Raw genomic sequence first — 14,055 nt, forward strand, 5'->3', positions numbered from 1 at the left:
GGCCTGTGCTTATGTTGGGCACGAGGCGCGACATGAAAGGCGGACCCTTGGTCATCAGCACATTGGCAGACGGTCTGACCCGGCAGATCGAGGCGGTCAGCGACACCCTGTCTGAAACCCTGTTCGAACCGGTGATCCGGCTCGGCGTGACCGGCTTGGCGCGGTCGGGCAAGACGGTGTTCATCACGTCGCTGATTGCCAACCTGATGGATCGCGGCCGGATGCCGCAACTGGTCGCCGCCGCCGATGGCCGGATCGAAGCGGCCTTTTTGCAGCCGCAGCCCGACGACACCGTGCCCCGGTTCGAATTTGAAACCCATCTGGCGGCGCTGACCGGGCCGGACCCGCATTGGCCCGAAAGTACCCGCACGATTTCCGAATTGCGGTTGTCGCTGCGGGTGCGGCCCAAGGGGTTGCTGTCGGGATTGCAGGGGCCGCGCACGGTGCATCTCGATATCGTTGATTATCCCGGCGAATGGCTGCTTGATCTTGGGCTGCTGGACAAAAGTTACGCGGAGTGGTCCGACAGCATGCTGGCGCGGATCGCCGGGCGCGCTTCGGCGCAGGACTATCTTGGCGCGCTGGGCGGGGTCGATGGCGCCGCCAGCCATGACGAGGGCCAAGCACAGCGCTTGGCCCAAAGCTATACCGACTATCTGCAAAAGGCCCGGATCGAAGGCTTTTCCGACTGCACCCCGGGGCGGTTCCTGTTGCCCGGCGATCTGGCCGGGTCGCCGGTTTTGACCTTTGCACCGCTGCCGGCGCTGGCAGCGGCACCGCGCGGATCGCTATACCGCGAAATGCAGCGCCGGTTCGACGCCTATAAATCGCAGGTGGTCAAACCGTTCTTTCGGGATCATTTCGCCCGGATCGACCGTCAGGTGGTTCTGGTCGATGCGTTGGGCGCGATCCATTCCGGCCCCCGCGCGGTCGAGGATTTGCGCCTTGCCATGGCCGACATCCTGTCGGCGTTCCGGCCCGGACGGACGGCGTTTCTGGCCCGGCTGCTGGGGGCCAAGCGGGTGGAAAAGATCCTGTTTGCCGCCACCAAATCCGACCATCTGCATCATTCGCAACATGCCCGCCTGACCGCGATCATGGACGCGCTGCTGCGCGATGCGCGCACACGTGCCGATTTCGCCGGGGCGGATACCCAGGCCTTGGCGCTGGCATCGCTGCGCGCCACTACCGAAGACACCCTGACCCATGACGGCCGTCAGATCGATTGCGTGCGCGGCCGGTTGCTCGATACCGGCAAACGCGCCGCGTTTTATCCCGGCGATCTGCCGACGGACCCGGCGCAATTGCTGTCGCCTGCGCGCAAAGGCGCGGCAAGCTGGCTTGAAGCCGATTACGAGGTGATGAATTTCGCCCCTGCCGCATTGATCCTGAAACCGGGCGAAGGCCCGCCGCATATCCGGCTTGACCGGGCGGCGCAGTTCCTGATCGGGGACCGGTTATGACCGTGGCGCTGCGCGCTGCCGGGCCGCTGGATGCAGGGCAGGTAGGGGCGATCCTGCACCGGGTCAACAGCCTCACCGATTGGCTGCCCGATCTGTATTCGGGGGCCGAAACCATCGGGTATTGCGGCACGATGATCGACCGCGGCTGGGTCACGGTGGCCGAACGCGCCGGGCGCGTCATCGGCTTTCTGGCCCGTGACGGGGCGGAGATCTGCGCGCTTTACCTGCATCCCGATCACAGCGGGCAAGGCATCGGCAAGATGCTGCTGGACCGGGCCAAGAGCCAAAGCGACCGGCTGTGGCTTTGGGTGTTTCAGGCCAATACCGGCGCCCGGCGATTTTATGCCCGTGAAGGTTTCGTTGAAACCGACCGCAGCGATGGTGCGCGCAACGATGAAACCCTGCCCGATCTGCAAATGACCTGGCGCAAGGAGACCGCGCAATGACCAAGGGACCAATCCTGATCGATCTGGAACATGCCCCCGACGCGCCGGGGCCTGACACCGCCCCGCCGGTGACCGACGCGGGCCTGCCGCAAACGGCGGCGATGCAATCGGCAATCGCGGTGGCGGGGCGGCGGCCGTCCCGGCTGGGCCGCTGGATCTGGGGGCTGGCATTGGCGTTCATCGGCGCTGTGGTGTCGGTGGCGGCGTGGGATTTCGTGACCGGGCTGGTCGCGCGGTCGCCGCTGCTGGGCATGGCGGTGGCGATTTTGGGGATTGCGCTGCTGTTGGCGGTTGGAATCGCGGTGATCCGTGAATTGGCGGCGTTTTCGCGGCTGTCACGGATCGACGGGCTGCACAAGCGCGCCAGCGAGGCGCTGGCAGAAGAGGATCTGGCCAAGGCGCGGCAGGTCAGCGACGGTGTGTTGCGGCTGTATCGGGATCGTCCCGAACTGGGCTGGGCGCGCGACCGGTTCGCCCAGCGGCAGGGGGAACAATTCGACGCCTCGGCGCTGCTGGACCTGACCGAAGCGGAAGTGCTGGCACCGCTGGACAAGGCCGCGCAGGCCGAGGTGCAGGCGGCGGCGCGGCAGGTGGCGACGGTGACCGCACTGGTGCCGCTGGCCCTGGCCGATGTGGCGGCGGCGCTGACCTCTAATCTGCGAATGATCCGCCGGGTGGCCGAAATCTATGGCGGCCGGTCGGGCACTTTGGGCAGTTGGCGGCTGATGCGGGCGGTGATGGCGCATCTGGTGGCCACCGGCGCGGTGGCGATGGGCGACGACATGCTGGGATCGCTGGCCGGGGGCGGGATATTGTCGAAACTGTCGCGCCGGTTCGGCGAAGGCGTGGTCAACGGCGCGCTGACCGCCCGGGTTGGGGTCGCCGCGATGGAAGTGTGCCGACCGTTGCCGTTTTCACGGCAGAAACGGCCCAGCGTGTCAGCGATCGTGTCGGGGGCTTTGTCGGGGTTGTTTGCCAAATAGGGGGCGCTGCCCCCATCGTTGAAAATCTTCTATTTTCAACGATTCCCCCGGGATATTTTTGAACAGAAGAAGCGGTCTTGCGGCGTTAAGCACGGGGGGGGGGGGGCAGCCGCGGTTCGGGCGGGGTTAGCGCAGGATCGGCACCCCGCCGGGGCCTTGCATCTTTTCCACCACGGCGGCGCGCAGGCTGCGCCCGATCTTGTGGGCCATTGCCGACCAGGACGCGGCCTGATCTGGGCGCAGTTCGGTCCGCAGGGTCAGGTCGAACAGGGCCAGCCAGATTTCGAACATGCCGGGGCGGACATTGCCCGCGTCGCGGTGAACCTGCACCGGATTGCCGTCATAGCCGCGTTCATGCAGGATGGCATTGGCCCAGAACCGCACGATTTTATCCTCATGGTCGGGCCAGTCGGTCACATGGGCGGCAAAGACCGGGCCCAGACCGGGATGCTGGCGCACCAGCGCGTAGAAGCTTGTCACCACCCGTTCGATGTCATCGCGGGTTACGTCAAAACGCGGGGGAAGGGCTGTCATCGTCAATACTCCTGACTTCGGGCCGAGTTTAGCGCGAAGCTGCGGGGCTGCGAAAGGGGCCAAAGCGCCGCGTTTGCCGCCACTGGACGCTGCCCGCGCAGCGGCCTATAAAGCCGGTCATGAGGCAGAATATGGCCATTATCATTCGAATTATTTGCCCGGCGCTCTGATCTGAGACGAGCCGCCGGGACAAGGCGTATGGCATCCCGCGCCGCCCCTGAACCCTGACAGACGACTATATCCTGAAGGACGCCCGCAATGTGCGCCGATACCCCCGAGACCCTCGATTACAAATCCACCCTGAACCTGCCGCAGACCGATTTTCCGATGCGCGCGGGCCTGCCCAAGCGCGAACCCGGCTGGCTTGACCGCTGGGCGGAAATGGGCATCTATGACCGCCTGCGCGACAAGGCCAAGGATGGCAGCCGCCAGCCCTTCACCCTGCATGACGGCCCGCCCTATGCCAACGGTCACCTGCATATCGGTCACGCGCTGAACAAGACCATCAAGGACATGATCGTGCGCAGCCATCAGATGATGGGCTTTGATGCGCGTTACGTGCCGGGCTGGGATTGTCACGGGTTGCCGATCGAATGGAAGATCGAAGAACAGTACCGCGCCAAGGGCAAGGACAAGGATGCCGTTGACGTGGTGGAATTCCGCCGCGAATGCCGCGCCTTTGCCGCCGAATGGGTCGATATCCAGCGCGATGAATTCAAGCGTCTGGGCATCACCGGGAACTGGGCCGATCCCTATCTGACGATGGATTACCACGCCGAAGCGGTGATCGCCGAAGAATTCATGAAATTCCTGATGAACGGCACGCTTTATCAAGGCTCGAAACCGGTGATGTGGTCGCCGGTGGAAAAAACCGCGCTGGCCGAGGCCGAAATCGAATATCACGATCACAAGAGCCACACGATCTGGGTGCCTTTCGCCGCACAGAACGGCACCGGCGATCTGGAAGGTGTCAAGGCGGTGATCTGGACGACGACCCCTTGGACGATCCCGTCCAACAAGGCCGTCGCCTATAACCCGAAAATCGCTTACGGGCTTTATGAAATCACCGGCACGCCGGACGAATGCTGGTGCAAAGTGGGCGACAAATACCTGTTGGCCGATGCTTTGGCCGAAGACGTGCTGGTCAAGGCGCGGCTTGAGGACGGCATGTGGAAACGCCTGCGCGATGTTGCGCCCGAGGAACTGGACACGCTGACCCTGTCGCATCCTTTTGCCGGGATCGACGGTGCGAACGGGTTTTGGGATTACGACGTGCCGATGATCGATGGCGATCACGTCACCGACGATGCCGGTACCGGTTTCGTGCATACCGCGCCCAGCCACGGCGCCGACGACTATGAATGTTTCGTCAAGCGGGGCTGGCTGGACCGGATGACCCACAATGTCGGTGAAGAAAGCGAATTCCTGCCGCATGTGCCGTTCTTTGCCGGGCTCAAGGTGTTCAACCACAAGGGCAAGGAAGACAAGGCCAACGCTGCCGTGATCGACAAGCTGGTCGAAGCGGGCGGGTTGATCGCGCGGGGCCGCGTCACCCACAGCTATCCGCATAGCTGGCGGTCCAAGGCCCCGATCGTGTTCCGCAACACGCCGCAATGGTTCGCCGCCATCGACCGCAAGATCGACGACGGTCAGGGCAGCTATGGCGATACCATCCGGGAACGGGCGCTGACCTCGATTGATCAACTGGTGAAATTCACCCCGCAGACCGGGCGCAACCGGTTGTATTCGATGATCGAATCCCGCCCCGACTGGGTACTGAGCCGGCAACGCGCCTGGGGTGTGCCGCTGACCTGCTTTACCAAGAAGGGCGTGCTGCCGACCGATCCCGATTTCCTGCTGCGAAATGACGCCGTGAATACCCGCATTTCCGAAGCCTTCGAAGCCGATGGCGCCGATGTCTGGTATGGTGACGGCGCCAAGGATCGTTTCCTTGGCGGCATCGTCGATCCGGACGCCTATGATCAGGTATTTGACGTGCTCGACGTGTGGTTCGATTCCGGCTCGACCCATGCCTTCGTGTTGCGCGACCGTCCCGATGGCACCGCCGACGGCATCGCCGATGTTTATATGGAAGGCACCGATCAACATCGCGGCTGGTTCCATTCTTCCCTGTTACAGGCTTGTGGCACCAAGGGCCGTGCGCCTTACCGCAACGTGGTGACACATGGGTTCACGCTGGACGAGAAGGGCAATAAAATGTCCAAATCGCTGGGCAATACCATCGTGCCGGAAAAGGTCGTGCAGCAATACGGTGCCGATATCTTGCGGCTTTGGGTGGCCCAGACCGATTACACCGCCGATCAGCGGATCGGCCCGGAAATCCTCAAGGGCGTAGCGGACAGCTATCGCCGGTTGCGCAACACGCTGCGCTTCATGCTGGGGGCGCTGAATGAATTTTCTGACGCCGACCGGGTCGATCCCGCCGACATGCCGGAACTGGAACAATGGGTGCTGCACCGCTTGGCGGAACTCGATCACAAGGTGCGCAACGGCTATCAATCCTATGATTTCCAAGGCGTGTTTTCGGCCGTGTTCAACTTTGCCACGGTGGACCTGTCGGCGTTCTATTTCGACATCCGCAAGGACGCGCTGTATTGCGACGGCGACACGGCCCGACGCCGGGCCGCGCGCAGCGTGCTGGACATCCTGTTCCACCGCCTGACCACCTGGTTGGCCCCGATCCTGGTGTTCACGATGGAAGAAGTGTGGCTTGAACGCTTCCCCGGCGCGGACAGCTCGATCCATCTGGTCGATATCCCCGAAACCCCGGCCAATTGGCTCAATGAACCGTTGGCGGCGAAATGGGCGCAGGTCCGTCAGGCCCGCCGCGTCGTCACCGCCGCGCTGGAATTGCAACGCACCGACAAGGTGATCGGGGCGTCCTTGGAAGCGGCCCCGGTGGTTCATGTGCGCGACGCCGAAACCTTGGCGGCGCTGAAAACCGTCAGTTTCGACGATATCTGCATCACTTCCGATATCGTGCTGACCGGCGATCCGGTGCCGTCCGAAGCCTTCCGCTTGCCGGAAATCGAAGGCATTGGTGTGGTGTTCGAAAAAGCCGAGGGTGAAAAGTGTCAAAGGTGCTGGAAAATCCTGCCCGATGTCGGCACCCACGCCCATCCGGGCACGTGCAAACGCTGCGATGAGGCGCTGAACTGAACCACAGAAATGGCCCCAAACCCGGTTTGGGGCCATTTTTACAAGGAATGTCCTAATGTTACGGCTGACTGTTGAAACGCCAACCGGCGCTGTCACCCTGACCGAAGACACTGGTGCCATCACCCGCGCAGATTGGTGCGGCAGCCATTCCGACCGGTCGCCATTGCTGGATAAGGCGGCGCACCAACTGACCGAATATTTCAACGGCGACCGGACCGCATTCGACCTGCCATTGCGGGTGGACGGATCGGATTTTCAACGTCGGGTCTGCGCCGCGATCACTGCTATTCCATTCGGAGAAACAAGAACCTACGGCGACTTGGCAAAGAATTTGCAAGTCCCGGCACAGGCGGTCGGGCAGGGCTGTGGCGGCAATCCGATCCCGATCCTGATCCCCTGTCACCGGGTGTTGGGCAGCAAGGGATTGGGCGGGTTTTCCGGTCGTGGCGGGGTGGAAACCAAGGTCTGGTTGCTGAAACACGAAGGCGCTGCAGGGCTGCTGATTTGACCTGAGACCCGGTAAAACTGGACAAATGCGACGGTGATTGAAGTCTATCCACAGAAAACACGGGTAAACTTGTCTTGATGCAGCAATTTGTGGATAACTTGCCGGGGTTTAGCCACATGTATTGCAACATCCGCTGCCCGGTCACGACCCGGTCCCGGTGGAAAGACCGCGCTATGAACCTGTCACATAAGAGTCATATTATTGGATATATCCACATAAAATGGGATATAGCTTATCCATTTCGAACATTTTGTGGATAACTCAGGCGGCCCGCTTTTCCGGCACGACCTGCTGCACGATCCCGACCAGCAACAGGTAGACCGAGGTCGCCACCAACCCCCAATGCGCCCAGCTGTCGGGGTGAAAATCGACCCAGGCGGCCCAACCGGCAAAGAAGGTCCAAGCCAGCGCCACCGGCAGGGACAGCCCGCGCCACCGTTCAGTCCGCACCGGATGGATGAATTTCAACGGCATGAACATCGCGGCGGCCAACACCGTGACCAGCGTCAGGATGACCCAGAAATTCGGCGTCAGCGCGAACAGCACGATCACCAGCATGTTCCAGCATCCGGGAAACCCCGAAAAGGAATTGTCCTTGGTCTTCATCCTCGTGTCGGCGAAATACATCGCGCTGGCAAAGGTGATGATGATGATCGAAAACCAACCGGTCCAGCCCGGCAACAGCCCGGACTTGAACAGCGCAAAAGCCGGAATGAACACGTAAGTCAGGTAATCAATGATCAGGTCCAACAGCACGCCGTCGAACTGCGCCGCGTAATGTTTGACGTGATAGCGCCGCGCCAACGGCCCGTCGATCCCATCCACGGCAAAGGCCACGACCAGCCACAGAAACATCAGGCTCCACTTTCCGTCCACCGCTGCCAGCATCGCCAGCATGGCAAATACCGCCCCGGTGGCGGTCAGCAGGTGAACCGATAACGCTTTGAATTCGTTTGTAATAACCATTCCAGATCCCTGTTGCGCGGCTTAGCCTGCTTTCGGATGGGTTCTGTCATATACCTCCAAGATGCGGGTCAAGTCCACCGCGGTATAGGCTTGGGTGGTCGACAAGGATGCGTGGCCCAGAAGTTCCTGAATCGCCCGCAAATCACCGCCCGCATTCAACAGATGGGTGGCGAAACTGTGCCGCATCGCGTGCGGCGTGGCTGTGGCGGGCAGGCCCAGCTGCATTCGCGCCTGTTCCATCCCCTTCTGGATGATACGCGGGCTCAACGCGCCCCCGCGCACGCCGCGAAACAGCGCGGTATCGGGGTCCATCGGGAACGGGCACAACCGGACATAGCGTGCAACCGCCGCCTTTGCTGCCGGTAAAACCGGCACCATGCGTTCCTTGTTGCCCTTGCCAAGAATGCGCAGGCTATCGGCCAGCGGCACATCGCGCCCGGTCAATCCCAGCGCCTCGGATATCCGCAATCCGCAGCCATAAAGCAGGGTCACAACCGCCACGTCGCGGGCCGCGACCCAATCTTCGCCCGCCTGCATTTCGACCGTGTCGATCATGTCGCGCGCGGCATCCTCGTCCAAGGGGCGGGGCAGTTTTGCGGTGAATTTCGGCATCCGTGTGGACAGAACGGCGGTGGGTTCGAACCCTTCGCGTTCTGCCAGCCAGCGATAAAAACTCTTTACCGCCGACAGTTTGCGCGCCAGGGACCGCGATCCGACCTTGCCCGACCGGGTAAAAGCCATCCAGGCGCGCATATCCGAAACGGTGATCTGCGACAGCGGCGTCAACCCTTGGGTCTGGCCCTTATGTTCAGTCATGAAAGTCAGAAAATCGCCCACATCGCGGGAATAGGCCGCGATGGTGTGATCCGACGCGTCGTTCAGCGCTTTTTGTCCCTCCAGCCACCGTTGCAGGGCATCCCGCGCCGCCGGAGAGATCAGGCTCATGACAGCCAGCGGCGCATCGAACGTTCGAACACGGCGGCGAAAAACGCCAACAGGTCGGTGCCCTGTTGCGGGCTGAACTGATGCGGGTCTTCGGCGCCCATCACCAACATGCCGGGCAACCGGCCCGCGCCGAAATCCAGTTTCAGGCAGGCTTCGGACCGCATCCAATCGGCCTTGTCGCCATAGATTTCCGGCGCGCCGTCCTGAATCTGCCGCAAAGTGACCTGACGCAGCGGGATATTGCGGCCTTGGGTCAGGTAATCGGCGATGAAGCCCGGTTCGGCCACCGACAACACATCGCCCAGCCGCTGCACTGCCGGTTCTTCGTCATTTTGCACCGATTCCAGCACCAGCTTGACGCAATCGACCCGCAGAATATCGGCCACCGGTCCGGCCAGATCGCGCAGGAACACTTCGAATTCCATCGGGTCCAGCATGCGCAGAATGGCACGATTGACCTGATTGGTGCCGGCCAGATTTTCATAGGCGGCGGCGATCACGCTGCGATGGGTGTCTTCCAGCCGGTCCAGCCGGGATTCGAGCCGTTCCATCGCGATACCGCGCAGATCGACGATATTGCCGCCCATCGCCCGTTCATTCGCTGCGATCAGCGCATGCATAAGGTCTTGATCGTCAAGGATAACATCGGGCTGCGAAATGATCTGTTCGCGCAACTGGTCGTTGATCTTGGGCTTGCTCATCGGTCCATCATTCATCTTTTGCCTAACCGTAACAGATGGTTCGCGGGATTTCTTCATGTTTTTCACTGAAAAACTCAAAAATTGGCCCCGATTGCCTGCCCTTTCCCAAACGCTTTGTGGAAAACTTTGCGAAACGACACGAAACCAATGTGTTACTTTGACAGGTGCCTGTGAATAACGCCGTGCGGGTTTCTGCCGGTCACAACCGCCAGCCATAAAAAAGGCGCGCCAACCGGCGCGCCCGTGTCTTCGCGATCCGGGACGGTTTACAGGATCTTGATACCGGCCGCGTCGATATCGGCCAGGAAGGTCGCCAATCCCTTGTCGGTCAGCGGGTGGTTGACCAGCGATTTGATCACCGCGGGCGGTGCGGTCATCACGTCGGCCCCGATCCGGGCACAATCGAGCACATGGTTCACCGACCGGATCGACGCTGCCAGGATCTGGGTTTCGAACCCGTAATTGTCGTAAACCGTGCGGATATCTTCGATCAGCTCCATCCCGTCCAGCCCGATATCGTCGATCCGGCCGATGAAGGGGCTGATGAAGGTTGCGCCCGCCTTGGCCGCCAACAGCGCCTGATTGGCGCTGAAACACAGCGTCACGTTGACCATGTGGCCGTCATCGCTCAGCACCTTGCAGGCTTTCAACCCGTCCCAGGTCAGCGGCACCTTGACGGCGATGTTTTCGGCGATCCCGGCCAGCTTGCGGCCTTCGCTGATCATCGTGTCGGCATCGGTTGCGGTCACTTCGGCGGACACCGGACCATCGACCAGATCGCAGATCTGCTTGGTCACGTCTAATATGTCGCGGCCGGACTTCTTGATCAGCGACGGGTTGGTGGTCACACCATCGACCATGCCCAACTCGTGCAGCTCGGCGATGGCATCGAATTCGGCAGTATCTACAAAGAATTTCATCTCGGGGCCTCGAATGGGTTGGACTTTGCTCGGCTTGGCTTTACCCCATAGAGACTATACCCGAAACCCAAAAAAGGCGACCCGTGACCGAGCAGGATTTCTTTGATCAGGGCGATCTAATCGGCGTGCTGACGACCCAGCCGCTGGATCGTGTTCTGGATTACAAAGCGCCCGAAGGCGGCTGCTGGCGCGGTGCCTTCGTCGAGGTGCCGCTGGGCCCGCGCAAGGTGCTGGGCGTGGTCTGGGGCGCCGGCAAGGGCGATTATGACCGCTCGAAAATCCGCTCGGTGATCCGGGTGCTGGATGTCGCTCCGATGCGCGAAGAAATGCGCGCCTTCCTGACCCGCGCTGCCGATTATACCCTGACCCCGATGGCCGCGATGCTGCGGCTGGCCACCCGCGCGCCGGGGCTGGGCGATCCACCTTCGATGCAGAAAATCTACCGTCTCGGCAGTGGCGAACCGGACCGAAAAACCGATGCCCGAACACGGGTGGTCGAGGTGCTGCGCGATTATGGCGGGCTGGCCTTCACGTTGAAGGAACTGGCCGAAATGGCCGGGGTTTCGACCAGCGTGGTCAAAGGTTTGGTCAAACAGGGCGTGGTGTTGGAACAGGACCGGCCACGCGATCTGCCGTTCCCGGTGATGGACCCCGATCATGGCGGCAAGGCGCTGACCGAGGATCAGGCAAATTCTGCCGCCGCGCTGCGTGCCGCACAGCAAACCGGCCGCTATGGCACCACGCTTTTGCGCGGTGTCACCGGGTCGGGCAAGACCGAAGTCTATCTCGAAGCGGTGGCCGAATGTCTGCGGCAAGGCCGTCAGGCGCTGGTGCTGCTGCCGGAAATCGCGCTGACGGCGGAATTCCTGACCCGGGTCGAAGCCCGCTTTGGCACCAAACCGGCAGAATGGCATTCCGGCGTCACCATGACCGAACGCCGAAGAATCTGGAAAATGGTCGGGCAGGGCGGGGTGCAGATGGTGATCGGGGCGCGGTCTGCGCTGTTCCTGCCGTTTCAAAACCTTGGTCTGATCGTGGTCGATGAAGAACATGACAATTCCTACAAACAGGAAGACGGCGTTTTGTATAATGCCCGTGACATGGCGGTTCTGCGCGCCAGCCTGTGCGACGCGCGGGTGATTCTGGCCTCGGCCACGCCAAGCCTTGAAAGCTGGACCAATGCCGAAGCGGGCAAATATGACAAACTGACCCTGACCAGCCGCTTCGGCGCTTCGGTGATGCCAGACATGAAAGCGATCGACATGCGCGGCGAACAATTGCCGTCCGATCGCTGGATTTCGGGCACCCTGCAACGGGCGGTGCAGGCGCGGATCGACAAGGGCGAACAGGCGTTGTTGTTCATCAACCGGCGCGGCTATGCGCCGGTGACGATTTGCCGGGCCTGCGGCCATCAGATCGCCTGCGACCATTGCGATGCGCGGATGGTGGAACACCGGTTCCTGAAACGGCTGGTCTGCCATCAATGCGGCGAAACCAAACCGATGCCGGAAAAATGCCCCCATTGCGACGCCGAAGGCCGTCTGGCCCCGGTCGGACCGGGGGTGGAACGGCTGTCCGAAGAAGCGGTGAAACTGTTCCCCGATGCAAAGGTCGTCACGCTCAGTTCCGACATGTTCGGCACCGCGCGGGAACTAAAGGCCCAGATCGCCGAAATCGCCGAAGGGGCCGCCGATATCATCATCGGCACCCAACTGGTCGCCAAGGGGCATAATTTTCCGCTGCTGACGCTGGTCGGGGTGATCGATGCCGACCTTGGCTTGCAAGGCTCGGACCTGCGCGCCGCCGAACGCACCTTTCAACTGATGCGGCAGGTCGCGGGCCGCGCCGGTCGGGCCGAACGCAAAGGCACCGCTCTGTTGCAGACCTATCAACCCGAACACCCGGTGATCCGCGCCATTCTGGCCGGTGACGAAGAAGGGTTCTGGCGCGCCGAAGCCGAAGAACGCCGCCATGCCGGGGTGCCGCCCTTTGGCCGCATGGCCGGGATCATCCTCAGCTCGCCCGATCCGCAGGCGGTGTTCGACCTTGGCACCGACATGGCCCGGCGCAACGCCCCGTTACGACAGGTCGGGGCACAGGTTTTCGGCCCGGCCCCGGCCCCGATTGCCCGTATTCGCGGGCGCCACCGGGTGCGGCTGCTGGTCAAGGCCGACAAATCCGCGCCGTTGCAGGCGGCGCTGTCACGCTGGATCGCGCAGTTCAAACTGCCCAACCAGATGCGCCTGACCGTCGATATCGACCCGCAAAGCTTTTACTGACCGATTGCCTCTCGCGCCGCAGATCGCGGCCGAAGTCGCCGCTTATCTGGTCGCCGCGCGCAGCGCGGGCTGATTCAGGAAAATATCGGTGGCCATCGCGCCGACCCACATGAAGAACAGCGCACACCAAGCGGTGCCGGCAAAGATCGACCCGCCGGTGACACCCGCGCCGATGGCACAGCCACCCGCCAACATGCCGCCAAACCCCATCAGCGCCGCGCCGATCATCGCTTGACGCATGGTCGCGGGACCGTCGAAACCCTGTAGCTTGAATTCTTTCATCAGGAACGACGCCAAGAACGATCCGATGAACACACCCGGCACCAGCCCGACATCAAATTCCAGCACTGCGTCGCGTTCAAGGAAAAACATCAATGTATGCGCCGACGGGCCGGTAAAGGTGGCGCTTTCGATCTGCACCGGGTCGAACGCGACCTGGCTCAACCCAAAGGTCAGAACCCATCCCAGGGCGACGGAAAACCCGACGCCTGACGCAAAAAACAACCGCGAAACCCCGATCCGGTTGCGCCGCGACAATTCCAGCGCCAACAGCGCAATCGCAATGCCCAGCACCAGACCGGCCCATTTCGGCAGGCCAAAAACGGCCAGCAAGTCCATGTTGCGCCCGCCGTCGGTGATCCACAGCGCCGCCAGCTTGTCGCGCCATCCCGACAGGATGCCTTGCAGGCTCATCTGCGCCACCACCGCGAAAATCAGCCCCGACACCACCGACCGCAGGTTGCCGGTCGCCGCCAGCACCAACAACCGTCCCGAACAGCCCTTGGCCAGAACCATGCCGACGCCAAACAACAGCCCGCCAATGATCGCGCCGGACCAACTGCCCGGCACCGCCATCATCCTTGCGTCTTCGGCCCGCATCAGCCCCAAAAGCTGCGCCGCCTGAACCCAGACCACGGCGGTGGAAAAGGTCAGCAGCCAAACCGCCACCTTGTCATTCATCTGACCACGGGCAAATTCCACCGTCGCCGCACGCAGACAAAACCGCGATCGCTGCGCCGCAACCCCGAACACCACACCGGTGGCCAGCCCCATCAAGGCGGCTGTCGGCGCTTCTCCAATCCGTTCAACGATATCGAGCAATTCCATGGCCACGACTCCCTGTCTCGCGT

At 62.1% G+C, this 14,055-nt stretch carries 12 protein-coding genes; 6 read left to right on the forward strand and 6 right to left on the reverse strand.

Annotated elements, in window-relative coordinates:
• The first annotated feature begins 47 nt into the window (after positions 1-47).
• The 3 genes from TG4357_RS15400 to TG4357_RS15410 are packed head-to-tail and all read left to right on the forward strand — an operon-like array spanning position 48 to position 2,892.
• Complete coding sequence (locus TG4357_RS15400; RefSeq protein ID WP_168370980.1) at positions 48-1,463, forward strand: YcjX family GTP-binding protein; 1,416 nt, start codon at positions 48-50, stop codon at positions 1,461-1,463.
• Positions 1,460-1,909, forward strand: a complete 450-nt coding sequence (locus TG4357_RS15405; RefSeq protein ID WP_058263783.1) for a GNAT family N-acetyltransferase — start codon at positions 1,460-1,462, stop codon at positions 1,907-1,909. Before TG4357_RS15400 ends, TG4357_RS15405 begins: the two co-directional genes overlap by 4 nt.
• Positions 1,906-2,892, forward strand: coding sequence for a YcjF family protein (locus TG4357_RS15410; RefSeq protein WP_058263784.1), 987 nt, complete (start codon positions 1,906-1,908; stop codon positions 2,890-2,892). Before TG4357_RS15405 ends, TG4357_RS15410 begins: the two co-directional genes overlap by 4 nt.
• A gap of 126 nt (positions 2,893-3,018) precedes the next feature.
• Here the strand turns inward: TG4357_RS15410 and TG4357_RS15415 are convergent, their stop codons facing one another.
• Positions 3,019-3,426: a group III truncated hemoglobin gene (locus tag TG4357_RS15415; protein ID WP_058263785.1), complete on the reverse strand. Its 408-nt coding sequence runs from the start codon at positions 3,424-3,426 to the stop codon at positions 3,019-3,021.
• A 258-nt stretch (positions 3,427-3,684) separates the two neighbouring features.
• Between TG4357_RS15415 and ileS the strand changes: the two genes are divergently transcribed.
• A complete protein-coding gene (gene ileS, locus TG4357_RS15420; RefSeq protein WP_058263786.1) occupies positions 3,685-6,606 on the forward strand; it encodes an isoleucine--tRNA ligase in 2,922 nt (973 codons plus the stop codon).
• Between the two features lie 55 nt (positions 6,607-6,661).
• Positions 6,662-7,114, forward strand: a complete 453-nt coding sequence (locus TG4357_RS15425) for a methylated-DNA--[protein]-cysteine S-methyltransferase (protein WP_058263787.1) — start codon at positions 6,662-6,664, stop codon at positions 7,112-7,114.
• A gap of 261 nt (positions 7,115-7,375) precedes the next feature.
• On the opposite strand, the gene TG4357_RS15430 is transcribed toward TG4357_RS15425, so the two are convergent.
• The 4 genes from TG4357_RS15430 to fsa all read right to left on the reverse strand — a co-directional run bounded on the left by TG4357_RS15430 (position 7,376) and on the right by fsa (position 10,646).
• Entirely contained in the window at positions 7,376-8,080 is a 705-nt protein-coding gene (locus TG4357_RS15430; RefSeq protein ID WP_425329299.1) for a CDP-alcohol phosphatidyltransferase family protein, read from the reverse strand.
• A gap of 21 nt (positions 8,081-8,101) precedes the next feature.
• Positions 8,102-9,025 carry a tyrosine recombinase XerC gene (locus tag TG4357_RS15435; RefSeq protein ID WP_058263788.1) on the reverse strand — a complete coding sequence of 308 codons (924 nt, stop codon included), beginning with the start codon at positions 9,023-9,025 and terminating at the stop codon, positions 8,102-8,104.
• Positions 9,022-9,726, reverse strand: coding sequence for a DUF484 family protein (locus tag TG4357_RS15440; RefSeq protein WP_058263951.1), 705 nt, complete (start codon positions 9,724-9,726; stop codon positions 9,022-9,024). Before TG4357_RS15440 ends, TG4357_RS15435 begins: the two co-directional genes overlap by 4 nt.
• A 266-nt stretch (positions 9,727-9,992) precedes the next feature.
• Positions 9,993-10,646: a fructose-6-phosphate aldolase gene (gene fsa / locus TG4357_RS15445; protein ID WP_058263789.1), complete on the reverse strand. Its 654-nt coding sequence runs from the start codon at positions 10,644-10,646 to the stop codon at positions 9,993-9,995.
• An 83-nt stretch (positions 10,647-10,729) separates the two neighbouring features.
• On the opposite strand from fsa, the gene TG4357_RS15450 reads away from it, so the two are divergent.
• On the forward strand, positions 10,730-12,925 hold the full coding sequence (locus TG4357_RS15450) for a primosomal protein N' (protein WP_058263790.1): 2,196 nt from the start codon (positions 10,730-10,732) through the stop codon (positions 12,923-12,925).
• 42 nt (positions 12,926-12,967) lie between these two features.
• Here TG4357_RS15450 and TG4357_RS15455 read toward each other — a convergent pair whose 3' ends face one another.
• A complete protein-coding gene (locus TG4357_RS15455) occupies positions 12,968-14,032 on the reverse strand; it encodes a YeeE/YedE family protein (RefSeq protein ID WP_058263791.1) in 1,065 nt (354 codons plus the stop codon).
• Positions 14,033-14,055 lie beyond the last annotated feature (23 nt).

It is taken from the genome of Thalassovita gelatinovora (genome assembly GCF_001458355.1).
Lineage (GTDB): Bacteria > Pseudomonadota > Alphaproteobacteria > Rhodobacterales > Rhodobacteraceae > Thalassobius > Thalassobius gelatinovorus.